The sequence below is a fragment of the Pseudomonas sp. MWU12-2345 genome, assembly GCF_023242385.1.
Lineage (GTDB): Bacteria > Pseudomonadota > Gammaproteobacteria > Pseudomonadales > Pseudomonadaceae > Aquipseudomonas > Aquipseudomonas gingeri_D.
Map to the genome: position 1 here is coordinate 58,887 of NZ_JALLJA010000004.1, position 23,040 is coordinate 81,926.

The 23,040-nt window shown below is 59.9% G+C and carries 24 protein-coding genes and 1 tRNA gene; 11 read left to right on the forward strand and 14 right to left on the reverse strand.

Translation table 11 applies throughout. The annotated features are described in order from the left end of the window. Positions 1–3 precede the first annotated feature (3 nt). Entirely contained in the window at positions 4–1,164 is a 1,161-nt protein-coding gene (gene emhA / locus M5C71_RS10450; protein WP_248767781.1) for an efflux RND transporter periplasmic adaptor subunit EmhA, read from the reverse strand. A gap of 254 nt (positions 1,165–1,418) precedes the next feature. Between emhA and M5C71_RS10455 the strand changes: the two genes are divergently transcribed. Then, positions 1,419–2,051 (forward strand): TetR family transcriptional regulator, encoded by a 633-nt coding sequence (locus M5C71_RS10455; RefSeq protein ID WP_103496340.1) that lies wholly within the window; start codon positions 1,419–1,421, stop codon positions 2,049–2,051. A 343-nt stretch (positions 2,052–2,394) separates the two neighbouring features. Here the strand turns inward: M5C71_RS10455 and M5C71_RS10460 are convergent, their stop codons facing one another. From M5C71_RS10460 to M5C71_RS10475, 4 genes are all read right to left on the reverse strand, one after another. Further along, positions 2,395–2,913, reverse strand: a complete 519-nt coding sequence (locus M5C71_RS10460; protein ID WP_103496341.1) for a hypothetical protein — start codon at positions 2,911–2,913, stop codon at positions 2,395–2,397. Between the two features lie 278 nt (positions 2,914–3,191). Further along, positions 3,192–4,241: an alkene reductase gene (locus M5C71_RS10465; RefSeq protein WP_103496342.1), complete on the reverse strand. Its 1,050-nt coding sequence runs from the start codon at positions 4,239–4,241 to the stop codon at positions 3,192–3,194. 34 nt (positions 4,242–4,275) lie between these two features. Then, positions 4,276–5,442 (reverse strand): MFS transporter, encoded by a 1,167-nt coding sequence (locus M5C71_RS10470; RefSeq protein WP_248767782.1) that lies wholly within the window; start codon positions 5,440–5,442, stop codon positions 4,276–4,278. 16 nt (positions 5,443–5,458) lie between these two features. Further along, positions 5,459–5,761: a helix-turn-helix transcriptional regulator gene (locus tag M5C71_RS10475; protein ID WP_100938725.1), complete on the reverse strand. Its 303-nt coding sequence runs from the start codon at positions 5,759–5,761 to the stop codon at positions 5,459–5,461. 156 nt (positions 5,762–5,917) lie between these two features. Here M5C71_RS10475 and M5C71_RS10480 point away from each other — a divergent pair, with 156 nt between their 5' ends. Beyond that, complete coding sequence (locus tag M5C71_RS10480; protein WP_103496344.1) at positions 5,918–6,511, forward strand: ACP phosphodiesterase; 594 nt, start codon at positions 5,918–5,920, stop codon at positions 6,509–6,511. Between the two features lie 15 nt (positions 6,512–6,526). On the opposite strand, the gene M5C71_RS10485 is transcribed toward M5C71_RS10480, so the two are convergent. Both M5C71_RS10485 and olsB read right to left on the reverse strand, forming a co-directional pair. Further along, a complete protein-coding gene (locus M5C71_RS10485; protein WP_248767783.1) occupies positions 6,527–7,339 on the reverse strand; it encodes a lysophospholipid acyltransferase family protein in 813 nt (270 codons plus the stop codon). Continuing rightward, the gene (olsB, locus tag M5C71_RS10490; protein WP_103496346.1) at positions 7,339–8,094 is read right to left on the reverse strand and encodes an L-ornithine N(alpha)-acyltransferase; all 756 of its coding nucleotides are present in this window, start codon (positions 8,092–8,094) and stop codon (positions 7,339–7,341) included. Before olsB ends, M5C71_RS10485 begins: the two co-directional genes overlap by 1 nt. A 224-nt stretch (positions 8,095–8,318) precedes the next feature. Between olsB and M5C71_RS10495 the strand changes: the two genes are divergently transcribed. The 8 genes from M5C71_RS10495 (at position 8,319) to M5C71_RS10530 (ending at position 15,919) form a co-directional block, all read left to right on the forward strand. Continuing rightward, positions 8,319–9,419: a serine hydrolase gene (locus M5C71_RS10495; RefSeq protein WP_103496347.1), complete on the forward strand. Its 1,101-nt coding sequence runs from the start codon at positions 8,319–8,321 to the stop codon at positions 9,417–9,419. Continuing rightward, positions 9,416–9,745, forward strand: a complete 330-nt coding sequence (locus tag M5C71_RS10500; protein ID WP_152737966.1) for an amidase — start codon at positions 9,416–9,418, stop codon at positions 9,743–9,745. The genes M5C71_RS10495 and M5C71_RS10500 overlap by 4 nt, the downstream gene beginning before the upstream one ends. A 64-nt stretch (positions 9,746–9,809) precedes the next feature. Next, a complete protein-coding gene (locus tag M5C71_RS10505) occupies positions 9,810–10,388 on the forward strand; it encodes a YceI family protein (protein WP_248767784.1) in 579 nt (192 codons plus the stop codon). Position 10,389: 1 nt separating this feature from the next. Continuing rightward, on the forward strand, positions 10,390–11,547 hold the full coding sequence (locus M5C71_RS10510) for a phosphatidylserine/phosphatidylglycerophosphate/cardiolipin synthase family protein (RefSeq protein ID WP_248767785.1): 1,158 nt from the start codon (positions 10,390–10,392) through the stop codon (positions 11,545–11,547). Between the two features lie 40 nt (positions 11,548–11,587). Further along, positions 11,588–12,226, forward strand: a complete 639-nt coding sequence (locus M5C71_RS10515) for a LysE family translocator (protein WP_248767786.1) — start codon at positions 11,588–11,590, stop codon at positions 12,224–12,226. An 81-nt stretch (positions 12,227–12,307) separates the two neighbouring features. Next, entirely contained in the window at positions 12,308–13,585 is a 1,278-nt protein-coding gene (locus M5C71_RS10520; protein ID WP_103496371.1) for a GGDEF domain-containing protein, read from the forward strand. 104 nt (positions 13,586–13,689) lie between these two features. Beyond that, on the forward strand, positions 13,690–14,115 hold the full coding sequence (locus M5C71_RS10525; protein ID WP_177099882.1) for a hypothetical protein: 426 nt from the start codon (positions 13,690–13,692) through the stop codon (positions 14,113–14,115). A gap of 679 nt (positions 14,116–14,794) precedes the next feature. Further along, complete coding sequence (locus tag M5C71_RS10530; protein ID WP_177099888.1) at positions 14,795–15,919, forward strand: HPP family protein; 1,125 nt, start codon at positions 14,795–14,797, stop codon at positions 15,917–15,919. Here M5C71_RS10530 and M5C71_RS10535 read toward each other — a convergent pair whose 3' ends face one another. Beyond that, entirely contained in the window at positions 15,920–16,783 is an 864-nt protein-coding gene (locus M5C71_RS10535) for a LysR family transcriptional regulator (protein WP_152737990.1), read from the reverse strand. A gap of 188 nt (positions 16,784–16,971) precedes the next feature. Between M5C71_RS10535 and M5C71_RS10540 the strand changes: the two genes are divergently transcribed. Continuing rightward, positions 16,972–17,607, forward strand: coding sequence for a hypothetical protein (locus tag M5C71_RS10540; RefSeq protein ID WP_248767931.1), 636 nt, complete (start codon positions 16,972–16,974; stop codon positions 17,605–17,607). Positions 17,608–17,645: 38 nt separating this feature from the next. Here M5C71_RS10540 and M5C71_RS10545 read toward each other — a convergent pair whose 3' ends face one another. From M5C71_RS10545 to M5C71_RS10570, 6 genes are all read right to left on the reverse strand, one after another. Then, positions 17,646–18,191 carry a hypothetical protein gene (locus M5C71_RS10545; protein ID WP_248767787.1) on the reverse strand — a complete coding sequence of 182 codons (546 nt, stop codon included), beginning with the start codon at positions 18,189–18,191 and terminating at the stop codon, positions 17,646–17,648. Positions 18,192–18,909: 718 nt separating this feature from the next. Then, positions 18,910–18,983 (reverse strand) — tRNA-Gly (locus M5C71_RS10550). Between the two features lie 282 nt (positions 18,984–19,265). Then, positions 19,266–20,153 carry an alpha/beta hydrolase gene (locus tag M5C71_RS10555; RefSeq protein ID WP_248745115.1) on the reverse strand — a complete coding sequence of 296 codons (888 nt, stop codon included), beginning with the start codon at positions 20,151–20,153 and terminating at the stop codon, positions 19,266–19,268. Between the two features lie 316 nt (positions 20,154–20,469). After that, complete coding sequence (locus tag M5C71_RS10560; protein WP_103496358.1) at positions 20,470–21,162, reverse strand: pseudouridine synthase; 693 nt, start codon at positions 21,160–21,162, stop codon at positions 20,470–20,472. A gap of 34 nt (positions 21,163–21,196) precedes the next feature. Then, positions 21,197–21,415: a cysteine-rich CWC family protein gene (locus tag M5C71_RS10565; protein WP_248767788.1), complete on the reverse strand. Its 219-nt coding sequence runs from the start codon at positions 21,413–21,415 to the stop codon at positions 21,197–21,199. Beyond that, on the reverse strand, positions 21,408–22,898 hold the full coding sequence (locus M5C71_RS10570; protein ID WP_248745113.1) for a sensor domain-containing diguanylate cyclase: 1,491 nt from the start codon (positions 22,896–22,898) through the stop codon (positions 21,408–21,410). Before M5C71_RS10570 ends, M5C71_RS10565 begins: the two co-directional genes overlap by 8 nt. Between the last annotated feature and the right edge of the window lie 142 nt (positions 22,899–23,040).

Below are 23,040 nucleotides of genomic sequence, written 5' to 3' on the forward strand. Positions count from 1 at the left end.
GGTTTACTCCCCTTTGCTGCCTGCGGCTTTATCTGTGGCCGGGGCAGGTGCCGGGTTGGCTGCCTTCACATTGGTGGCTTCGGAGGCCTTGACTTCAACGCCAGGACGTACGAATTGGAGACCTTCGGTGATCACCCGATCGCCGGCTTTCAGGCCGTCTTCGATCAGCCATTGGTTGCCGACGGTACGGCTGGCCTTGAGCTGACGCAGTTCGACCTTGTTGTCCGGGCCGACGACCAGGGCGGTCGGGGTGCCTTTCAGGTCGCGGGTCACGCCTTGTTGCGGGGCGAGAATCGCGGCGCTGTTCACACCGGCCTGCAATTGGGCATGCACGAACATGCCGGGCAGCAGGGTGTGATCCGGGTTCGGGAACACCGCCCGCAGGGTCACGGAGCCGGTGGTTTCATCCACGGTGACTTCCGAGAACTCCAGCTTGCCGTCCTGCTTGTACTGGCTGCCGTCTTCCAGGGTCAGCTTGACCGAGGCGGCATTGTCGCCGGCTTTCTGCAGGCGACCGCTTTCCAGCTCGCGACGCAGTTGCAGCAGTTCGGCGGTGGACTGCGTCACGTCGACGTAGATCGGGTCGAGCTGCGAGATCGTGGCCATGGCATCGGTCTGGCCGCTGCTGACCAGCGCGCCTTCGGTCACCGAGGAACGACCGATACGGCCGGACAGCGGCGCGTAGACCTTGGTGTAACGCACGTTGATCTGGGCGCTTTGCAGGGCCGCTTCCGATTGCAGGCGGTTGGCGACGGCGGTGTCGTACTCCTGACGGCTGACGGCTTGCTCATTCACCAGTTGCTTGTAGCGATCGGAAATCGACTTGGTCGATTGCAGGTTCGCTTCGGCGCTTTTCAAGGTCGCTTCATAGACCGATGGGTCGATCTGGTACAGCTGCTGGCCGGCTTTGACATCGCCGCCTTCCTTGAACAGACGCTTGAGAATGATGCCATTGACCTGTGGGCGAACTTCCGCGATGCGGTACGCCGTGGTCCGGCCGGGCAGGTCGGAAGTCAGGGTAAACGGTTGGGCTTGCAGGGTGACGACGCCGACCTGAGGCGCGGCAGGAGCTGGCGCAGCCGCCTTTTCCTCTTTACATCCGCTGAGCAGCGATGCCAGGGCGACGGCAGTGACCAGAGCGGTAACAGCTGGCTTGAGTTGCATGAAGATCCTCGGGTCAGGCGCGCACGATGCGCACAAGAAAAGTGGAAGGGTAAGAAAGGTGATCCGGGTGGATAAATAGGTTGCTAATGAATATACTTACATTCATGGTTGTTTGTAAATACTTGCGCTTTGCGCAGAAATAGTTACAAAGCATGTAATTTAGCCCGGGAAAAGGCACAAGAATCGCCTCCCGCCATTAAGTTCCGATTACGCCCGGCGTTGCTCCGTGGCACCCTGATTGAGGTTTTACTGCCATGGTCCGTCGCACCAAAGAGGAAGCTCAGGAGACCCGGAGACAGATACTCGAAGCTGCCGAGAAGGCCTTCTATGAGCGTGGTGTGGCGCGCACGACCCTGGCCGACATCGCGACCCTGGCGGGCGTGACCCGGGGGGCCATCTATTGGCATTTCAGCAACAAGGCCGAGTTGGTGCAGGCGATGCTCGACAGCCTCCACGAGCCGCTGGATGCGTTGGCCCGGGCGAGCGAGAGTGAAGAGGAAGTCGATCCGCTGGGCTGCATGCGCACGTTGTTGATCCATGTGCTTCGTCAGGTTGCGCTGGACCCCCAGACCCGGCGAATCAACGAAATTCTGTTTCATAAGTGCGAGTTCACCGATGAAATGTGTGACCTGCGCCGTCAGCGCCAGGCCGCCAGTGTGGACTGCAATCTGAAGATCGGCCTGACCTTGCGTAACGCCATTGCCCGCGGACAATTGCCCGAGCAACTCGACCCGGCCCGTGCGGCCATTGCCATACACGCTTACATCCATGGGATCATTGCTCAATGGCTGTTGGTCTCCGACAGCTTTGAACTGCAGACGGAAGCGGAGCGTCTGGTCGACACCGGGCTGGACATGCTGCGCTTGAGCCCGGGCCTGCGCAATTAAGTCAAAATGCGTAATTGATTCTAGTTGTATCAGAGTCGGACGCGAGCAAAGTTGATGCGTCATATCGACAGATATCAGCTGACCATTATCTACCCGACAGCTTTATCTTGGTAGTTAGTAAGCTACGTATTTTGTAGCGAAAGTGTTGCGACTCTGTGAATGAATGTGCCGATTTGTTGCACAAATTGCTGAGCTGGCGCTCAACGGCATGGTGATGCTGGCTCTCTGCGGGCTGGCGGTGGCCTGGGGGAGGGGCCGGCGGCGACAAGGCCCGGTGTTTTTCCCCGCAGGCTCCGTCTTGACCCGGTGTTGACCACCGCGATTGTTCAATACTCGATACAACTCAACTCATGCTGAACTTGACGTTGTAGCTGTAGGGGGGCGCCTTGAGGGTTTTGCTCAGGCGCGCCTTGCAGGAAGCCTGGCGCTCACCGATGGACTCGGCTTTCCTGATCCAGATGGGCAGGTAGTTGGGGCGCTGGGTGTGGGCGAAGCGTTCTTCCAGGGTATGTTGGGCAACGAATCGGCACTTGCGCGGCCCGGCGCCATAGATAAACCAGGCCCGCGGCCCGTCCAGTACCAGTTCACGGCGCTCGCCACTGGCGATGTTGAAACTTGACGGCGCCGCGCCGTGCAGGTCGAGGCCGGTGCCCAGGAGTTCGAGGGGCTCGGGGGAGTCGTTGCTGATCTCGATGGACGTGACTATTTTGGAAAAGCCCGGTGTTGACGGGTCTGGTTCTGCGGCGCCAGGTCCGAACGTGTCGCCGTCAGCCGCGCCGGTGGCGAAGGCGGCCAATGAAATCAGGCCCGAGAGTACGGCACAGAACAGGGCGAGGCTGATGGACTGCAAGAGGGGTGTCATCTTATTAATTCCTTTTAATGAGGTCTTTTGAGACAGCGTCATCCCATGACACTGCGCGCCTGGCCGATTCCGGCGGGCTGCTGGGTAAGTATGGGGTTTGCTACCGAAAATACCCGGAGTAAAGGGCAGTGTCGTATGTAGGCTTATTCCTGTATTGGGGTGAGTTGCTTCAATGAATATGGCGAGTTGCAGGCGACTGTCCTACCCGCCGCCCACAAAAAAGCCCCGGCACTTTCGGGCCGGGGCTTGCTGCTGGCGAGCTTTGTGGGCGCGCGCGCTTACAGCGTCGGGTAGTCGATATAGCCGACCGGGCCTTTGCCGTAGAAGGTTTCCGGGTGCGCCGGGTTCAATGGCGCATCGGCCTTCAGACGGGCTGGCAGGTCCGGGTTGGCAATGAACGGCACGCCGAAGGCCACCGCATCGGCCTTGCCGCTGGCCAGCCAGGCGTTGGCGCTGTCCTTGGTGAAACGTTCGTTGGCGATGTAAGGGCCGCCGAACGCCGCCTTCAGTTGTGGGCCGAGGCTGTCGCCGGCTTCTTTCTCGCGGGAGCAGATAAACGCGATACCGCGCTTGCCCAGTTCACGAGCGACGTAGGTGAAGGTCTGCGAAAGGTTCTCATCGCCCATGTCATGGGAATCGGCGCGTGGCGCCAGGTGCATGCCGACACGACCTGCGCCCCAGACTTCGATCACGGCGTCAGTCACTTCGAGCATCAGGCGCGCACGGTTTTCCACGGAACCGCCGTAGTTGTCGGTGCGCCGGTTGGTGCTGCTTTGCAGGAACTGGTCGAGCAGGTAGCCGTTGGCGCCGTGGATTTCCACACCGTCGAAACCGGCGGCCTTGGCGTTTTCCGCGCCGACCCGGTAAGCGTCGACGATGTCGGCGATTTCAGCGGTTTCCAGGGCGCGTGGGGTCGGGTAGTCCGACAGTGGGCGCACCAGGCTGACATGGCCCTTGGGCTGGATGGCGCTCGGTGCGACCGGCAGTTCGCCGTTCAGGTACGAGGGATGGGAAACCCGGCCCACGTGCCACAGTTGCAGGAAAATCCGCCCGCCGGCAGCGTGGATAGCCTTGGTCACGTTGGACCAGCCACGCACCTGGTCGTTGGACCAGATACCCGGGGTGTCCGGGTAGCCGACGCCCATTGGGGTCACGGAGGTGGCTTCGCTGAGGATCAGGCCGGCGGAGGCGCGCTGTACGTAGTACTCGGCCATCAGGGCGTTGGGTACGCGACCTTCATCGGCGCGGCAGCGGGTCAGCGGGGCCATGATGATGCGGTTGGGCAGTTCGAGGTCGCCCAGTTTGATCGGATCGAAAATAGTTGCCATGTGTACAACCCTCGTTATCAGTTAGTCGCGGAATTCAGTGGGTAGCAGGCGCCAGTTCGTCGTTGTCGCTCTGGCGAAAGGTAATCAGGGTCACCAGCAGGGCCAGGACCGCCAATGCCGCGGCGGCCAGGGGCACGCTGGTGAGGCCGAAGCCGTTGGCGATGACGCTGCCGCCGATCCAGGCCCCGAGGGCATTGCCGACGTTGAAGGCGCCGATGTTCAGGGTCGAGACCAGGTTGGGGGCGGCCTGGCCGTAGGTCACCACGTTGATCTGCAGGGCCGGCACGGCGGCGAAGCAGGCCGTGGCCCAGAGGAACAGGGTGATCTCGGCGGGGATCAGCACCAGGCTGCTCCAGGTCAGCGCGGTTGCCAGTACGGCCATGGCGATGAACACGCCGATCAGCGTCGCGGCGAGGTTCTTGTCCGCCAGCTTGCCGCCGATGATGTTGCCGAGGGTCAGGCCCAGGCCCATCAGCACCAGGGTCCAGGTCACGCCCCGTGGCGAGACGCCGGTGACTTCGCCGAGCAGCGGCGCGATATAGGTGAACAGGGCGAACACGGCGGCGGAGAACAGTGCGGTCATGCTCAGAGAGAGCCAGAGCCCGGCGCCCTTGAGTGCGGCCAGTTCGGCGCGCATGTCGAGTTTCTCCTCGTCGTGCTTGGCCGGCAGGTAGCGGATCAGGCCGATCAGCGCGATCACGCCGATCACGGTCACCGCCCAGAAGGTCGAGCGCCAGCCGGCTTCTTGGCCCAGTGCGGTGCCCAGCGGTACACCGAGCACGTTGGCCAGGGTCAGGCCGGTGAACATCAGGGCTACCGCCGAGGCACGCTTGTCCGGGGTCACCAGGTTGGCCGCCACCACCGAACCGATACCAAAGAAGGCACCGTGGCACAGGGCGGTGATGATCCGGGCGAACATCAGCACGTTGTAGTCACTGGCGATGGCACAGAGCAGGTTGCCGACGATAAAGATCCCCATCAGCGCGACCAGGGCTGTCTTGCGCGGCAGCCGTGCGGTGGCCATGGCCATGAACGGTGCGCCGATCGCCACGCCCAGGGCATAGCCGGTCACCAGCCAGCCGGCGCCGGGAATCGACACGCCGAGGTCCGCCGCCACATTGGGCAGCAGGCCCATGATGACGAACTCCGTGGTGCCGATGGCGAAAGCGCTGAGGGCCAGGATGAGTAACGAGAGGGGCATCTTGTGCGGTCCTTGTTTAGAGCTCTTGGCTCATGATGCGGAGGAATTCCTGGATGGTTTCCTCATTGCGTTTGAAGAAGTGCCATTGACCGGCTTTCTGGCTGCTGATCAACCCGGCGCGTTGCAGGGTCGCCAGGTGCGCGGACACGGTGGACTGCGACAGGCCGCAGCGCTGGTCGATCTGTCCGGCGCAGATGCCGTACTCATGGTTGTGGTGCTGTTCAGGGAACTGGTTTTTCGGGTCTTTCAGCCAGCTGAGAATGTCTCGGCGTACTGGGTGTGCCAGCGCTTTTATTATTTCGTCGAGGTCAAGGGGCATGGTCGTTGCTCGGGGTGGGTAAAACGTTATATCGCGATGGGGCGAAATATATATCGGTATTTCGCGATACACCAATATGATTTTGATCTGAACCCAGTGTGGTTCGCTATATCGGGTTATAACGATATAGGCTGACGAGGTGCTAAGCTGTCGACCATGAATTATCTCGCACACCTGCATCTGGGCGGCCAGCGCCCGGAACAACTGCTCGGCAGCCTCTATGGCGATTTCGTCAAGGGTCGCGTGCAAGGGCAGTTCACCCCCTCGATCGAAGCGGCGATTCAGCTGCATCGCCATATCGATGTGTTTACCGATCGGCACCCGTTGGTGGGTCAGTCCTTGTCGCGGTTTTCCCTGACGCGGCGGCGCTATGCCGGGATCGCCCTGGATGTGTTCTTCGATCACTGCCTGGCGCGGGATTGGGCGCTCTATGCCGAAGGCGAATTGGACAGCTTTACCGCCCAGGTCTATCGCGTGCTGGAAAGTGAGCGGAATCTGCCGGGGCGTCTGGCCGAGATCGTGCCTTATATGGTGGCGAACGACTGGCTGGGTTCCTACCGCGATTTCGAGGTGCTGGGACAGGTGTTGCGAGGGATTTCGCGGCGTTTGTCGCGGCCGGAGGCGCTGCTGCATGCGATGGGCGAATTGGAGGGGTTGTATGAGCCGTTGAGCGAGGACTTCCGGCTGTTCTATCCCGAGCTGCTGGCGTTTTCCCGCGCTCACTCGCTGAGTGAGCGCGATCCCCTGTAGCCTGGCTTGCCGGTTTTATGCCGCTTCCGATCGAGCCGTTTCGGTTTCGGCCTGACGCGGTGCCGAGCGTTTCACTTCAGCCACCTCACCGAACAACGCCATCTGAACCGCCTGTTGCGCCTGGAAGGCCAGCGCCGCGCGTTCCTGGCCGTTGCAGGCGATCGGTTCGAGAATCTGGATCTCCACATCGCCCTGGTCGTTGGAAAACAGGCGCATCAGGTGCGAGAGCAGATCGTCGTCGCCAATGAACGGGGCCAGCAGGTCCGGCTTGCCGTCGCGCAGATAACGAATGGCCACCGGTTGCAAGGCCACGTCCGCATCAATCGCCGCCGACAGCAGGCGACCATGGAAGGTGCGCAGCGAACGACCGTCGGTGGTGGTGCCCTCCGGAAACATCAGCAAGGGGTGTTGCTGCTCCAGGTGACGGGTCATCTGCTTGCGGATCAGTTGGCTGTCGCCCGAGCCACGGCGGATGAACAGGCTGCCGGCTTTCGCCGCCAACCACCCGGCCACTGGCCAGGTCCGTACTTCGGCCTTGGACAGGAAGGACATCGGGGCCAAGCCGCCGAGCAGGGCGATATCGGTCCAGGACACGTGGTTGCTGACCCACAGCATCGGCCGGCTCGGCAGTTCGCCACGCACGGTTACGCGAAAGGGCAGGGCATTGCTCAGGCGCGCCATGAAAAAACGTGACCAGCGTTGCCGCCGGACCATGGAGTTGGCGACCCCCAGACGTTCGAAAACCCCGAACGCGCTGGCCATGCTCAGGCCGAGCCCCACCACCACCAGCACCCGTGCGATGCGGCCGTATACCCGTAGGCGGCTCATCAGACTGCCGCCTTGAAGTGCCGCGCATAGCGTGGGCACAAGTCGTCGCGCTTGAGCAGGATAAATACGTCGGCTACCTGGAAGTCTTCGTCCCAGCACGGCTCGCCGCAGATCTTCGCGCCCAGGCGCATGTAGGCCTTGAGCAAAGGAGGCATTTCGGCGATGACGTTGCCGGGAATATCCAGTGACGGCAGCGGCTTTTTCGGTTCGGCGCGCAGGTGCTCGTTGCACAGGTAGCGTTCGCGCAGGCGCTGCATGATCGCCTGGGCCTGGATTCCGCCGTCCTGCATCGAGATGCTGGCGCACCCCATCAGGTAGCTGTAGCCGCCTTCGTTGAGGATTTCGGCCAGTTCGCTCCAGAGCACGGCGATGGTACCGCCATTGCGGTAGGCCGGATCGACGCAGGTACGGCCGATTTCCAGGATCGGCCCTTGCAGATGGCCCAGACCGTGGAGGCTGAATTCTTCTTCGCTGTAGTAACGGCCCAGGGTGTTGGCGGCCTTGTGGTCGAGCAGGCGGGTGGTGGCCACCAGGCGACCGCTGTTCAGGTCGCGCACGCCGATATGGGCGCAGTGCACATCATAATCATCCATGTCCAGGCCCAGTTCAGCGCCCTTGAGCTTGGCATTGAATTCGCCGCTGAAGACGTTGAAGCGCAAGGCCTGGGCTTCTTGCAATGCCGCGGCGCCCAACAGGCGTTCGGCTTGCAGGCGGCGTTCACTGCCGGTGTCGCTGATGCGGGCGATCTGGGTCATTACGAGTCTCCGGTTGCCGGCCAGGGGTGCGGCCAGTCGACTTTGTTGTGCAAAGTCAGGCTATTTAGCCCCGGTGTCATCGCCATGAAGCTTTGGTGATGCTTATATGACAGGGGCTTGGGACCTCTCCTGGAGGCCTGTATTGAGCCTCGTAAGCGCCGTGCACCAGGATTGTCATCAAGCGCGCTTAAGCTGGCGCGAGGCTATTTCTGCGAGCGGGCTCCATGTCCAAGGGTTCGACCTTTTTCCCTGCCTTGTTGTTGGCGTTCTGCGTCACCGCGCGTGCCGAGGTCTGGCCGGCTGAAGACTGGTCCCTGGGGCCGCAGGTGTCCGGGCCGGCGGTTGCAGCCCTGGAGTCCTACGCGTTTCCCGCCCGTGACGATGACACGCGAAAAGGCATTCGCAGCGATGCGCTGTTGGTGATTCGCCATGGCCAGATCGTCTATGAGCGTTATGCCGGTCCCACCAGCGTCAACACCCCGCACCTCACCTGGTCCGTCAGCAAAAGCGTGATGGCCGCCGTGCTTGGCGTGGCCTATGGCCAAGGCCTGTTCCAGCTGCATGATTCGGCGGCGCGCTTCTATCGACCCATGCGCGCCCATCCCAATGTGACCCTGGAACACCTGATGAACTGGTCCTCCGGTATCGACTGGCAGGAGGACTACGAATACGCGCCGCTGAAGTCATCGGTGGTGGCGATGCTCTACACCCTTGGGCACACCGATATGGCTGGCTACACCGCCGGTCATGGTGAGTTCGCCCGGCCGGGGCAGGCCTTCCGTTATTCCAGTGGCGACAGCAACGTACTGTCCGCCGCCTTGCGCCGGATTGTCGGTGCCAAGCGTTACCCGAACTATCCCTGGACAGCTCTGTTCGACCCGCTGGGTATTCGCAGCGCGGTCTGGGAGCGCGATGCCAGCGGCACTTTCGTGGCCTCATCCTATGTCTATATGACGGCGAGGGATCTGGCGCGGATCGGCCTGTTGATGGAGCGCGAGGGACGCTGGGGGGAACGGCAACTGCTGCCCAGGGCCTGGGTGAATTTCAACCTGCGGCCCTTCGCCGGCTACAAACCAGGGCAGGACGAAGCCGTGGGCGGCGGCCAGTGGTGGCTCAATCGTTCGATCAAGGGCGCCGCCAAGCCTTGGCCGGATGCGCCGCCGGACACCTTCGCCGCCCTCGGGCATTGGGGCCAGGTGTTGTACGTGATCCCCAGCGCGGACCTGGTCATCGTGCGCTACGGCGATGACCGCGACGGCAGCTACCGGCACAACGAACTGCTCAAACGAGCACTGGCGGCGTTCGCGCCGACGGTGGCGCCATGAGTACCAAGGGATTTGTGCGCCGGCGTCCGCTGGTCAGTCTGTTGTTGGTGTTGCTGGTGGCCCTGGGCACCTGGACATGGCATGAGCGGCAGGCCTTGCACGCCTTTCCGGGGATCATCAGCGCCTATACCGCCAAGGAATACTGTTCCTGCCGTTATGTGATGAACAATTCGGCGGACTATTGCCTGGGGTACGTCAAACAGTCGGTTCCGGTCAGTGATTTCCATGATGATCCCCAGCAACACCGGGTCACCGCCCGGGGGCTGGGGCGCAGCAGCAGTGCTGTCTGGGTTGGCCCGCGCGAGGGCTGCCGGCTGGAGCCCTGATCCGTGGTTTGCCACCTCTATCCGTGGCGGGTAAGGTGGTGCCTACGTTCAATCAGGAGCTTGCATGCACCGGTCCCGCCTATTTCTGGCCCTGCTCGGGGTGCTCGCCCTGCCGGCCCAGGCCAACTGGTACCTGGACAATGAGTCCTCACGCCTGTCGTTCATCAGCACCCACAACGCCGATATTTCCGAAGTCCATCGTTTCCTGACCTTGCACGGCAAGATCGACGGTCAGGGCCTGGCGACCCTGGAAGTGGAACTGGAATCGGTCAGCACTGGCATTCCCCTGCGCGACGAGCGCTTGCGTCGCGACCTGTTCGAGATCAAGACCTGGCCCGAGGCGCAGATTGTCGCGCAGATCAATGTCCAGCCGATCAGCGACCTGGCGTCTGGCGCACAACTGGAGCTGCGCCTGCCGCTGGTGGTGAAGCTGCGCGGCAAGGAGCACAGCTACAACGCCGAACTGCTGGCGACCCGACTCGATGACCGGCGTTTCCAGGTGGTGACCCTGGAGCCGTTGGTGCTGCATGCCGAAGACTTCGACCTGCTGCCGGGGCTGGCGACATTACGCAAGGCCGCCGGTCTGTCGGCCATCAGTTTGTCGGTACCGGTGGGTGCGGTACTGATTTTCGCGGCGCGCTGACATGGCCGGGGCGATCTTCCCTTGGCGGGCCGACAACGCTTTCGAACTGTTGATCGACGGCCCGAATTTTTTCCCACGGATGTTTGAGGCGATTGCCCGGGCCGAGCGGCAGGTGGAGCTGGAGCTCTATCTGGTGGAGGCCGGTGCCTGTGCCGAGGCCATGGTCCGGGTGCTGGCCGAAGCGGCCGAACGGGGCGTGCGGGTGCGTTGCCTGTTCGATGATTACGGCAGCCTTGCGTTTACCCTTGGCCTGCGTCGACGCTTGACCGAGGCCGGGGTCGAGCTGCGTTTCTACAATCGTCTGAGCTGGCGCCGTTGGGTGCGTAACCTCTACCGCGATCATCGCAAGCTCTTGTTGGTGGATCAGTCCCTGGCGGTGGTCGGCGGTACCGGCGTTACCGATGAATTCTGGACCCCGGGCGAAGAACGCTTCGAGTGGCACGAAGTCATGGTGCGGATCCGCGGTCCCCTGGTGCTCGACTGGCAACTGCTGTTCGACCGCCAGTGGCTGGCCAACGCCCAGCGTGCGGCCTGGAAACCCGTAACGCCTTTCGGTCTGCCACGCCTGCCGCGGGTTCCACCGGCCGGGCAGGGCCTGGGCCGGGTAGCCTACGCCGATGCCCGGCAGCACCGGGACATTCTGCGCTCTCTGGTGCGGGCGCTGAACAGCGGCCAGGAGCGCGTCTGGTTGGCGACCCCGTATTTCCTGCCGACCTGGAAAGTCCGCCGCTCCCTGCGCCGGGCCGCCAATCGAGGCATTGATGTGCGGCTGCTGCTGACCGGGCCGCGTACCGATCATCCCTCGGTGCGCTATGCCGGCCATCGTTATTATCCGCGCCTGCTCAGGGCCGGGGTGCAGATTTTCGAGTACCAGCCGTGCTTCCTGCATCTGAAAATGGTGCTGATCGATGACTGGGTCAGCATTGGCTCGTGCAATTTCGATCACTGGAACCTGCGCTTCAACCTGGAGGCCAATCTCGAAGCCCTCGATCCGTCGTTGACCCGGGCGGTGGAGGCCAGTTTCCTCTACGATTTCGCCCTCAGCGAGCCGGTCAGCCTGCAGGACTGGAAGGCACGGCCGCTATGGCGGCGGGTCAAGCAGCGGCTATGGGGTTGGGTTGATCGGTTGGTAGTCAATGCGCTGAATCGGCGGGGTTGATAGACTCCAGTCCAATACGCCCCGCGCCCAGGAATTGCCGATGACTGCTTCGTTGCTCATGGCTGTGCTCGCCTCCGGCTTTATCTACGGCATTACCCCGGGGCCCGGTGTGCTGGCGGTCTTCGGCATCGGTGCGGCCCGCGGACGGGGGGCGGGGGCGGGGTTTCTCTGTGGACACTTGTTGGGCGATGTGATCTGGTGCAGCACGGCGCTGGTGGCCATCGTCGGCGCCCGGGAAATCGGCAGCAGTGCGTTCGATATCCTTGGCGTACTCAGCGGTCTCTACCTGTTCTGGCTGGGCCTGCGGGCGATCCGCACCCGGCGCTCCAGTGCCGAGACGCCCCAGGGCGCGGCGCGGCAACCCTTCGTGCACGGCATCCTGTTCGGCCTGACCAACCCCAAGGCCTACCCGGTGGCGGTCGCAACTTTTACTGCCTTGCTTTCCAGTCGTGCCGAACTGTTGCAGTGGTCGATGTTGCCTTGGCTGATTTTTCTCAGTTTCCTTGGCGGTGTCGCGGCATACGCTATCCTCATTGGTGTTGTCGGTGCCCGGCGGGTCAGGGCGTTTTACCAGCGGCACGAGTTGATCATCACCCGCTTATGTGGGGTTATGTTTATCGGCTTCGCCATCAATGCGCTGGTCCATGCGTTGCCGGGATTGATGCCGAACAAGGCTTGAATCTGCTGCAAGGGGAGGGCAGGAAGCCGGTGTTTCCATGGATAGATGCTGACGCTTACTTTTTTGGGCGATCTCTTTCTGATGGAATCCAAGACTGTCACACCGCTGGCCAGCTTTATCGACCTGTTGATGGATGCCGTGTGCGCGGTGGATATCGAAGGGCGATTCGTTTTTGTCAGCGCCGCCTGCGAGCGGATTTTCGGCTACACCCAGGGCGAACTGATCGGTATGCCGATGATCAACCTGGTGCTGCCGGCAGACCGCGAGCGCACGTTGATGGCCGCCAGCGAAATCATGGGCGGTCAGCCCAAACCGTATTTTGAAAACCGCTATGTGCGCAAAGATGGCCAGGTGGTGCATATCATGTGGTCGGCGCGCTGGTCCGAGGTCGATCAGTTGCGTATCGCCGTGGCCCGGGATATCACCGAGCGCAAACTGGCGGAGTCCCGGCAGGCGGCGCTCTACGCGATTTCCGAGGCCGCCCACGCCACCGAGGATCTGCTGGCGCTGTTCCAGCGGGTGCACCAGATCATCGGCGAATGGCTGCCGGCGGAGAATTTTTGCGTGGCGCTTTACGATCAGCAGCGCGATCAGCTGAGTTTTCCCTACCATATTGACGACCGCCGCCAACCGCACACGGTCGACCGTAACTGTGCCGAGATCGTGCGCAGCGGCCAGCCCCTGTTGCTGAACATTGAAGGCGCACCCTCTTGCCTGGGCGTGCCGTTGAATTCACAGAACGGCACCATTGGTGCGTTGTTGGTAAAAAGCAGCGGTGGCGAGCGCTACACCGAACACGACCTGGAGCTGCTGCAATTCGTCTCGGCCCAGGTCGCGGCGGCTATCGAGCGCAAGCAATTGCATGCACGCCTGGAGTACATGGCGCGCTACGATCAACTGACTCATCTGCCCAACCGGGCTTTCCTCCACGAGCGCCTGAAGAGCGCATTGGTCCGGGCGCGGAGCGAGGGGGCGCTACTGGCGTTGCTTTATGTCGATCTGGACAAATTCAAGCAGGTCAACGACAGCTTTGGGCATGCGGTGGGCGATCTGCTCCTGCAGGAAGTGGCCCGGCGCCTGCAACGATGTGTCCGGGATACCGATACCGTGGCGCGTATCGGTGGTGACGAATTCGTTATTCTGCTGGAGCATCTGCAACTGCCGGAGCACGCGAACCGGGTGGCCGACAAGGTCCGCAGCCTGCTGCGCGAGCCCGTGCTATGGGAAGATTGCGGCCTGATCATCGTGGCGAGTATCGGGATTGCGCTGTATCCGGAAAATGGCGAAGAAGCACAGCAACTGTTCAAGCACGCGGATGAGGCGATGTATGGGGTCAAGCGGGGGGCGGTGACGCACTGATAAAGGCGATTGTAGTGATTTGTATCTGTGTTTGTACAAAATCGCTAAAGTTCGGTGGTTTCAGGTCGATGTCAAGGAGACCTAAACCTGAATGAGCTTCTGCCATGGTTTCCATCAGTAGCGTTACCATCAATACCCCCACTGTCGTTCCCGCATCGTCTGCGCTCGGTACTGCGAATTCCGCCAATGCCGGTAAAGACGGCAAGACCGAAGCTGAAAGCTCGACAGGGGTCAAGGTCAATTTGTCCGGTGCCGGGGTCGATGCGTCCAAAGCCGCCCAGGCCCAGGCGGCGGCCTCGGAACCGCCGGGGATCAAGCAACTGCGCAAGCAGATCGAGCAGATTCAGAAGATGATCGCCCAGAAACAGGCCGAACTGCAGCGACTTCAGGCGAACAAGAGCATGAGTCCGGATCAGAAGGCAGCGCAGGTCAACGCCCTGAATACCGAGTTGTCGGCCCTGTTCGGGTCGTTGGCCACTCTGAACAGCTCGTTGATCTCGGCCTTGAAGAAGCAGGCTGACGGGAAGTAAAGGCTGATTCAGGTGGCAAGGCGTGATCGGGGTTGACCAGGCTCTTTCAGGCTGCCGCGATGGAGGCAAATGTCAGGCCTGTGGCATGTACAACCCGTTTCATTGATTGTCAGAATACTGCTGATTAGCTGCGTTTCCGTTCCGGCATTGGCGGCGACGACTAAAACCGTAAACACCCTACCTACACGGCCAGGGGTAACGGAACGATTTGTTCTGATTACACCTGACCGCCCGCTAGCCAGTCTGATCTTGTTTTCTGGAGGGAATGGTCAGTCGTCGATATACCCTCCGACGGGGTTGAGCGAGACAGTTACCGATATGCTCAGTTACAACGGAGCCGAAAGCGTAGTAGTGCAAAAGGTGAGTGATTGGGTCAAGGCTCATTCGACCCACTAGTCTCCCTCCTCAGAAAAAACTTTCTCTTTAGATCGTAAGAACGTAATCGCCTGTTCGTAGCCGAGCGCTGGGACTGGGCCTGTACGCTCGAAAAGTGGTGGGAAAGATGAGGGATGGAGTTTTATATCAAAAAAAATGAATTCAAATAGCAATATTTTGCGTTTGTCAGCCACGTCCAGCGTTGCCAAAATATCGGCCTGACTCCAACGAATGCTCTTTTTCGTGCCTCCCCCGGTACACCGGCTCATTAATATTAATGAGCCTTTTTTATTCAGTGTGAAAAATGATCAAGTCTGCTTTGTCGGGTTTTTATCCGGCACCCTCGAATACCAAGCCCAGAGAATGGTTGCGCGCATCAGTGGGGGCGTGTGCAGGTGTTCTTGTGACGGCCCTGGTGTGCCAATACTTCTATGGGCTGGAGCTGACGCTTCATCTTGTAGGGCCCGTCGGCGCATCGGCTGTTTTATTGTTCGCTGTTTCTACGGGCGCGCTGGCTCAGCCCTGGTCGATCGTCGGCAGTTATTTTGTCGCTACGGTGGCTGCGCTGGTAGCAGTGCCGCTACTCGGTCATTCGTTCCTGAGTGCCAGTGTCGCCGTGGGATTGGCCATTGGCGGCATGTGCATGCTGCGTTGTCTGCACCCTCCCGGTGGGGCTGTGGCGCTCTGTGTGGTCTTGTCTCAAACCGATTTGGCACCCTTGGGGCTGCAGGTTTTTTATCCCGTGATGCTGAATGCCGGGGTTCTCTTGGGGTGTGCGCTGGTATTCAACAATCTGACAGGGGTTCGTTACCCTAAAGCCCATATCAATCCATCGGCAGAGATCAATCACACCAGGGACATCCCGCCGTTCGAGAGGCTAGGTTTTAATAGTGATGACCTGGACGCAGCCCTGGCGGATATTGACGGATTTGTTGACGTTACGAGAGAGGATCTGGAAAGTATTATTCGATCCACTGAAAAGCATGCTTTAAGACGGAGCATGGGGGATATTCAAGCTTCCCATATCATGTCGAGGGACGTGCTGTCAGGGACGCCGGAAACCACTATTAAAGAGGCGGTGCGGATCCTGATGCACCACCACATCAAAACCTTGCCGGTGTTGAATGAAGAAAAACATATTGTCGGCATTATCAGCCTGACGGATATTATCAAGCACCCGGTAACCCGTCGGAGTCGCGGGTTGTCAGGCGTATTTGGGGGCAAGAAAAAAACCTTGTTGAAAGACATCATGCATGCCCCCGTGACCTGTGTCACGACAACGGCCCACATGGTTGAGCTGATACCGTTATTATCAAAGCAGGGTTTGCACTGTATTCCGGTCCTGCAAGATGACGTGTTTGTTGGGGTGATCACACAGACGGACTTGATCGCGGCCTTGCACCGCGATCTGATCGTGCACCTGCATTAGTCAGATCAGTGGGTCCCAGCGTTGAGACCAATCGCTATCCCGAGTGACAATGTCTTTCAATAGTTTTATGGCAAGCTGCAGTTCGGTTGATGATCGGCTACGGGAGTAGACCAGGAAGGTCGGGTAGCTGAATTCAGGCGCTGAGCTGACGCGCTCAAGAATGCCGCTTTCAATATAGGATTGCACGACGCGGGTCCTGAAGTAGCCGGCCCCGCCATTGTCGAGGATATATTGCAGGGCTACTGGCCCGAGGTTGAAGGAAAGCGCCGCCTTTGCCTTCTCCGGCAGGGCCGCATCATGGGATTGCCGAAAACCATCGCCCCAATCAATGTAGACATAAGGTTCAGGCTTGGCGATCAGGCGGACCAGTATCAATTTCTCTTCGAGAATCTGCTCGACCTGCAGGTCGGGCCAGTAGGCCGGTTGATAAACCAGGGCCGCATCTAAAAGGCCGAGCTCCAATTGCCGCAATAGCATTGAGCCGTCCCTGATCTCGGTTTTGATGGCATGGGTCGGTATTGATTTCTGGATCTCGCGCACCCAATCCAGAATAAGCGGATTACATAAACTGACTTCGCCACCGATATGCAATATTTTATGGAAACCTTCGGGCAAGGGTAAATCCCTGACTGCGGCCTCCCAGGTTTGCACCAACTGGTTGGCATAGACAACGAAGGCTTCCCCGTCCGCGGTCAGTTTGGCCCCCGCTTTATTGCGCACAAACAACTTGCTGTTGAGGCTGCTTTCCAGCTTTTGCACGCGTGCGGTGATCGCCGTCTGGGTGACATGCAATCGCTGCGCGGCGGCAATCAGACTGCCGCATCTGACGATTTCCAGGAAGGTTTTAGCCAGCTCGATATCCATGCTCATGCGCCAAAAAATACGTTATGGAGCCATGCGAGGCAGGCCTTGTAAAGGTCAGTCTGAGGGTGTTTTTTCCAATTTTTAGCCAGACTTTTCGAATATGGCCTTTTGTTATTACTGGCAGCTCTCTAGAATCCGCTCCGCGCTCCGGCCATGGAGGCGCTATGCCATCAATTAGGGAAGTCATCATGCAAATGGGAAAAATTCTGGGGTTGGCCCTGGTGCTCGGACTCAGTGGTTGCGCCAGCTTTACCAAGGACGAAGTGGCGCCGGTGAAGCTGCCGTCGATGTCCAGTTATTCGAACAAGCCGAATGTTTATGTGGACTTCAAGTTCTACCAAGGTGTGCCAAAAAACGCTTCAGCCGTTGAAATTCCGCAAGCGCGCGACATGCTCAAGCCTGAACTACAAAAAGTGTTGAACGATTCCGGGCTCTTTGGTCGGGTCACGCTGGATGAGTTCCAGAAGCAGCCTGGTGATTACAACCTGCGTCTCAAGGTTTACAACCATCCGGCAGGTGGTGGTCAGTTGGTCATGGGCTTTATCAGTGGCCTCAGCCTTATGATCATCCCGGCGATGGCCACTGATCAATACAGCATGAGTCTCGAAGCGGTTGACCAACAAGGGGTGTCAATCAGCAATGCGAGCAACCATGACTCTATCAATACCTGGATGGGGATCTGGTTTGTGCCTTTGATGGGCAATACCCCGAAAGCGGCGATCAGCGACACCTTCAGCCGCCAGGTCAATGCGCTGCTCAAGCAAATGGTCGAGAGCAATAGCCTGAAATACTCGGCACTTGACTCCGGCGTTCCCCGGGTCTGATAAACAAAGGGCCGCAATAATAGCGGCCCTTTTTACCTTTATTTCAAGGCCTGAATGAACTGCGGATCGCTGTACAAGGCGTTCAGCAAATCACGCACCATCGGGTTGTAGGCGTTGGCGGCATTCGGAATCGCAATGAATCCGAAAAAGCTGCTGCTCCACTCGTGGTTCACGTCCTTGGTCGCGTCATAGACCACCTCATTGCCCTTGAGCAAAGTAAAGCGAGCAGAGAGCTGCCCTGTACCGGTACTGGCTCCTGCCGTCAGCTCATTCTTGACCAGCAATACATTCAGGTGTCGCTCTGCTCGCGGATCCAGCAGGCCGGCTTTGCGCAGCTCTTCGTTGATAGCTTGCTGAATGTGCAGGGGGATGCTGCCACTCGGCGAACGAATCGGGTTAGCCCGAACCGTCAGCGAGCCCTGGCCAGAGGCTGCTTTCACCTCGGCATTGCTGATCGATTGCAGCGGTGGGGTCTGCTTGAGCTGTTGGACATTCGCGAAGTTCGGCTCATAAGGCATCATGGTTACACCACAACCTTGCAGCAGCAGGGCGAGCAGGGGGACCAACAGAAGGGATTTTTTCACGGCATATCCTTGCGTGAGTGTAGGGAGGCCGGATTATCGTTAGATGGCCTATGGCTATCAACCATGTTTCAGCTTTGGATGGAGAAAATGAAGGAAAGGGGAGCTGAGCTTCCCTTTCGTGGCCTGCCTGTTCCCGTCAGTTCGCTGCAGCTGGCGGTTCTTCTTCCAACAGCGAATCCACCTGCCGTTGAGCCAGCTCAATCAGATGCACTATGCCCATCGCCACCTTGCGATGATGCTAGATCGTTTCGGTGGATTGTCTTGCGGCAGATAGTGGGACAAGGCGCGGTCGGCGGCTTTGGGGTCGATGGTTTCTATGTTGAATGAACGCGGTGGGTTGGGGGGCGGTCCTGGAATAGGAGGGTATGAATTAAGCTGAAGTGATCCTGCCTCTCGATGTTCGTGCCGTGTCATGCGTCCAAAAGGATTAGCAGGCAGTTGCGCGGGTATGAGGAGGTTTTAAAGTCATTCCGTTCCCGCAAGGGGCTTGTGAGACTCTGAGGATCCTGGGCAACCAGCAATCGTAGAGCCGGACAGGTAGAGGGGTGATGACAGGCCGATCTGTCTGTGAATGAGGCGCCGAAAGGCGCCTTTGTCGTTTCTGGGGGAGGCGTTATTTTGGACGCTCAACCGCGATCCCGACCATAAAAAAACCGGCCTCCAGGGCCGTTTTTTTTGTCTTCGTCGCGCTGTTCAGCAACGTCGGACTGGATTTGATTGGAGCGGGTAGAGGGAATCGAACCCTCAACTAAAGCTTGGGAAGCTTTCGTTTTGCCACTAAACTATACCCGCAGATCGAACGGCTGACTTTGTACCAGATGTGGCCGGGGATTTGAAGTTTTTCTTTGGAAATCTGTGTTTTAACGCGGGCGTCGGGTCGGCGGTAGTGCCGGGAAGGCCAATACCCTTCAGCAGGATCGAGCGTGGCTCCTGTCGGTGCTGGACTTGCCTGCGAGACTTCTGCTGGCCACTCGGGCCTCTTCGCTGGCAAGCCAGGCTCCTACAAGGGATTTGCGTTCATCGAGGGATTTGCTTTCGTTCGCCAGAACTGGGCAACCCCGCGATAGCCCACGTTCACATGGCCTGTGCATGGTGCTCCTGAACATGTCGGTAGTACCGCGATCGACTTTCCTGGTGCGTCGGCTTGAGGAACTCCAGCAACGCATGACGGCTGTCGCGGCAGGCGGACTTGTGTTCCATGTCGAGAAAGTGCCCGGTGCTGCGAATCGTGCTGAAGTGGCTGTGGCGCACATGCTGGCCAAACTGCAGCGCATCCTTGGGCGAGGTGTATTCGTCCCATTCGCCATTCATGAACAGCACCGGTACTTCGATTCGTTTCGCTGCCGTCAGGTAGCACAGCCGGTCACTGTTGAGCACATGGCCGATATGGAAGTGCATCTGCTCGTATTCATGCTCGGCCAGGCTGCTGACATGCCGGTAGTTGTAGCGCTTGAACAGCGACGGCAAATGCTTGCCGATGGTGCTGTTGACCAGGTGGCCCATGCGGTCGCGGTCGCAGGCGCGGAGGTAGCCGACGCCCCGTTCCAGATAGTCGCGCATCGGTTCGCTGAGCACCGGCGAGAAGGAACTGATCACCGCCTTTTCGATCCGCCGTGGCTGATGCGCCAGGGCCACCAGGGTCGCCGCACTGCCCCAGGAAAAGGACATCACGTGCTCGGCGGCGAAGTGGTCGATCAACTCCAGGAGGATCTGCCCTTCGACTTCCTTGGTCAGCATTTTCTCGTGACGGTTGTGGGCCTTGGACTTGCCCGCGTAGGGCTGGTCGTAGCACACGACGTTATATTGCGGGTGCAGGTTCTTCACTGTCTGTGCAAACGACGCAGTGGTGGCCATCGAGCCGTTGACCAGGATGATGGTCTTTTCTGCGGCATCTGCGCGATAGAACTCCGTGTAAACCCGATACTGCCCCTGTATATCCAACACAGCAATTTCTGGCCTCATGTCAAAAGACTCCTGGCAAGCGGGTATGCGCGCAACGAACTGTGCACGAGCTATATGACAGGTAGGCATTCGCCTGGAATGTTGCAGGCCCATGTCGGTCCGTTGAAGCCTGGCCGACGGGTATTGTTATAGGCGGGCAATCTGCCGGAGAGCGGGAGCCGGTGGGCCTCGCAGCCGACAAAGAGTTTCTTGGAATAGTCATGTGACTCGTCAGTCATATTTTGGCTGACGGTCTGATTCAAGCAGGCATGTGCCGATTGTGCAAGGAACGATTTGTCATAACTCGGTGACTTCTGCTCAGCGGTCGTCGTCGCGCTCAGATCCGGTCGATTTCTTCGCTGCGTAGCGGGCGGTATTGTCCCGGGGCCAGTTGTTCATCCAGCACCAGCGGCCCCATGGCTTCACGGTGCAGGCGCAGGACCTTGTTGTCGAAGTGGCCGAACATGCGCTTGACCTGGTGATAACGGCCTTCGACGATGCTCAACCGGGCGCTGCGCGGGCCGAGCAACTCCAGCGTGGCGGGCTGGGTGGTGAGGTCTTCGAAGGCGAAATACAGGCCACGGGCGAAACTTTCGGCGTACTCGGGGCCGATGATTTGCTCCGTCTCCACGTAGTAGACCTTGGGCAGTTTGGTCTGCGGCTGGGTCAGCCGGCGCGACCACTGGCCATCGTTGGTCAGGATCATCAGCCCGGTGGTGTTGAAGTCCAGGCGGCCGGCGATGTGCAACTCGGCGGCTTCGGGTTCGTCGATCAGGTCGAGGACGGTGCGGTGCTCCGGGTCGCGGGTGGCACTGACGCAGCCCTGGGGTTTGTGCAGCATGAAGTAGCGTGGCGGGCGGCCTGCCTGCAGCACGTCGTCGTCGACCTCGACCTGGCTGAACTCGCGAACTTCATGATGGGGATCGGCGACGATCAGGCCGTCGACCTTGATTCGTTTTTGCACCAGCAACAGGCGCACCTGCTGGCGGTTGAAGCGGGGCAGGTTGCTGAGGAAACGGTCAAGGCGCATGGCTGAAAACTTCGGGGTGGGCGAGCATTTTAGGTTATGGCGCAGGGGCTGGGGGCGCCTTCAGTTGCTCGTCCACTTGCGCGCAACGCGGACACAGGCAGGCGGCGTTGCGCACTTCGTCGGGCAAGGCTTCGAGTATCGCCGGGTCGATGCTGACGCTGTAGCACCAGCAGGGCCGGTCGGCTGTGCGCGGGTCGGCCAGGGTGCAGTCATTGCGTGCACCGCAGGCCGGGCAGAGGCCTGGGTTATTCATGGGCGGATTTCGACAGGTCGCTGCAGACGCGGTTGCGTCCGCTCTGTTTGGCCCGGTACAGCGCATGATCGGCCCGGGCCAGCAGGCTGTGCAGGGTGTCGTCAGGTTGCAGCGAGGTCAGGCCGATACTGACGGTTAGTTGCAGGTTTTGGCTGTTGTAGCTGTAGCGTTGTTGTTCGATATGCTGGCGAATTTTCTCGGCGATCAGTTGGGCATTGGCGCCGTCGGTGTCCTTGAGCAGGACAATGAATTCCTCGCCACCCCAGCGGCAAATGATTTCCGACTGACGCAGGCAGCCTTCCAGGTCCCGGGCAAATCCGCTCAGTACGGCATCGCCGGCAAGGTGGCCGTGGCTATCGTTGAGTTGCTTGAAGTGATCCAGATCCAGCAGCAGCGCGGTCAGCGGCTTGGGTTCGCGGTGAGCCTCGTGCAAAGCCTGGGCCGCCAGCAGGTCGAAGCCCCGGCGGTTGGGCAGGCCGGTGAGGCTGTCGAGGGTCGCCAGGGCCTGGATCTTGCGCTGATAGCGATGGATCACGCGGTTGAGCAGGGCCAGCACGATCAGGGTCACCACCAGGCAGATCAGCAGGTTCAGGTACAGCGACTGGCGAATCCCGCTGAGGGCGCCGTCTTCGCGCTTGTCGACGAACAGGTACCAATTCAGCTCCGGAATAAAGCGCACATTGAGGAAGTGCTCCTTGCCGTCCGGCTCCGTGTACTCGTAGCTGCCATCGTGGGGCTTGGGCAGCTTGGCCTGCAGGTTCTTCATGCTCGCCAGGTCGTTCAGCGACTGCCCGGCCGGGGCACCTTCGGGGCCGCCGTCGGCACCGGTCAGTACGAGGCGGCCGAAGGTGTCGACGAAGTACACGCTGCGCTGGTAGCGCTGCTGGTACTTGTCCATCAGCTTGACCACCGCGTCCACGGTCAGGCCGACACCCGCCGCGCCGATGAAGTGCTCGTCGTAGTCGAAGACCTTGTAATTGATGAAGAAGGTCAGGCGGTTATTGTTGGCGGTGTCCGGATCGACATTGATCTCGTAGGGCGCCTGCATGTCCCGCACGCGGAAATACCAGAGGTCGTTGGGGTCGTCGATGCGGATTTTCTTCAACACGCCCTTGGCCTGGTAGTAGGTCAGGTTGCTGGCGGATATGAAGAAGGCGGTGTAGGTGCCGTAGTGGGTCATGACCTCGTTGAGGTAGCGGGTCATCTGCTGCGGGTCGCGTTCGCCGGCCACCACCCAGTCACGCATGAAGGTGTCGCGGGCCATCATCGAGGAAATCAGCACCGGGCGGACCAGGTCCTTCTGGATTTCCGAGTAGACCGTGTCGGAGGTCAGGGGCAGTTCGGTGTTGACGATACCGTCGCGGATCGAGGCGCGCGAGGCATAGTAGCTGAGCAGGGAGGTGGCGAGGAAACCGCTGGCGAGCAGGGCGATCAGCGTCAGGATCAGCGAGCGTTGCGAGTAGAGTACTGAGCGAAGCGGCATGACGATTCCGTAGGCGGGTTCCCGATGGACGCATTCTAGTGGCACGGATAAAAAATGCCTGCACATTTTGCAGGGAGTTCGGGCGTCCCGACCACGGCTTGCTGAATGCTTCCGTATAGGCGGTGGCGGTCTACGCTCCTGT

Bases quoted from the DNA above. Each gene is read 5' to 3' on its own strand.
- M5C71_RS10515 (WP_248767786.1), top strand. From the start codon at position 11,588: ATGACTGCTTCGTTGCTCATGGCTGTGCTCGCCTCCGGCTTTATCTAC.
- M5C71_RS10505 (WP_248767784.1), top strand. From the start codon at position 9,810: ATGCACCGGTCCCGCCTATTTCTGGCCCTGCTCGGGGTGCTCGCCCTG.
- M5C71_RS10465 (WP_103496342.1), bottom strand. From the start codon at position 4,241: ATGGCAACTATTTTCGATCCGATCAAACTGGGCGACCTCGAACTGCCC.
- M5C71_RS10540 (WP_248767931.1), top strand. From the start codon at position 16,972: ATGCAAATGGGAAAAATTCTGGGGTTGGCCCTGGTGCTCGGACTCAGT.
- M5C71_RS10525 (WP_177099882.1), top strand. From the start codon at position 13,690: ATGGTTTCCATCAGTAGCGTTACCATCAATACCCCCACTGTCGTTCCC.
- M5C71_RS10520 (WP_103496371.1), top strand. From the start codon at position 12,308: ATGGAATCCAAGACTGTCACACCGCTGGCCAGCTTTATCGACCTGTTG.
- M5C71_RS10570 (WP_248745113.1), bottom strand. From the start codon at position 22,898: ATGCCGCTTCGCTCAGTACTCTACTCGCAACGCTCGCTGATCCTGACG.
- M5C71_RS10495 (WP_103496347.1), top strand. From the start codon at position 8,319: ATGTCCAAGGGTTCGACCTTTTTCCCTGCCTTGTTGTTGGCGTTCTGC.
- M5C71_RS10565 (WP_248767788.1), bottom strand. From the start codon at position 21,415: ATGAATAACCCAGGCCTCTGCCCGGCCTGCGGTGCACGCAATGACTGC.
- emhA (WP_248767781.1), bottom strand. From the start codon at position 1,164: ATGCAACTCAAGCCAGCTGTTACCGCTCTGGTCACTGCCGTCGCCCTG.
- M5C71_RS10555 (WP_248745115.1), bottom strand. From the start codon at position 20,153: ATGAGGCCAGAAATTGCTGTGTTGGATATACAGGGGCAGTATCGGGTT.
- M5C71_RS10455 (WP_103496340.1), top strand. From the start codon at position 1,419: ATGGTCCGTCGCACCAAAGAGGAAGCTCAGGAGACCCGGAGACAGATA.
- M5C71_RS10500 (WP_152737966.1), top strand. From the start codon at position 9,416: ATGAGTACCAAGGGATTTGTGCGCCGGCGTCCGCTGGTCAGTCTGTTG.
- M5C71_RS10535 (WP_152737990.1), bottom strand. From the start codon at position 16,783: ATGGATATCGAGCTGGCTAAAACCTTCCTGGAAATCGTCAGATGCGGC.
- M5C71_RS10480 (WP_103496344.1), top strand. From the start codon at position 5,918: ATGAATTATCTCGCACACCTGCATCTGGGCGGCCAGCGCCCGGAACAA.
- M5C71_RS10475 (WP_100938725.1), bottom strand. From the start codon at position 5,761: ATGCCCCTTGACCTCGACGAAATAATAAAAGCGCTGGCACACCCAGTA.
- olsB (WP_103496346.1), bottom strand. From the start codon at position 8,094: ATGACCCAGATCGCCCGCATCAGCGACACCGGCAGTGAACGCCGCCTG.
- M5C71_RS10510 (WP_248767785.1), top strand. From the start codon at position 10,390: ATGGCCGGGGCGATCTTCCCTTGGCGGGCCGACAACGCTTTCGAACTG.
- M5C71_RS10530 (WP_177099888.1), top strand. From the start codon at position 14,795: ATGATCAAGTCTGCTTTGTCGGGTTTTTATCCGGCACCCTCGAATACC.
- M5C71_RS10560 (WP_103496358.1), bottom strand. From the start codon at position 21,162: ATGCGCCTTGACCGTTTCCTCAGCAACCTGCCCCGCTTCAACCGCCAG.
- M5C71_RS10460 (WP_103496341.1), bottom strand. From the start codon at position 2,913: ATGACACCCCTCTTGCAGTCCATCAGCCTCGCCCTGTTCTGTGCCGTA.
- M5C71_RS10470 (WP_248767782.1), bottom strand. From the start codon at position 5,442: ATGCCCCTCTCGTTACTCATCCTGGCCCTCAGCGCTTTCGCCATCGGC.
- M5C71_RS10485 (WP_248767783.1), bottom strand. From the start codon at position 7,339: ATGAGCCGCCTACGGGTATACGGCCGCATCGCACGGGTGCTGGTGGTG.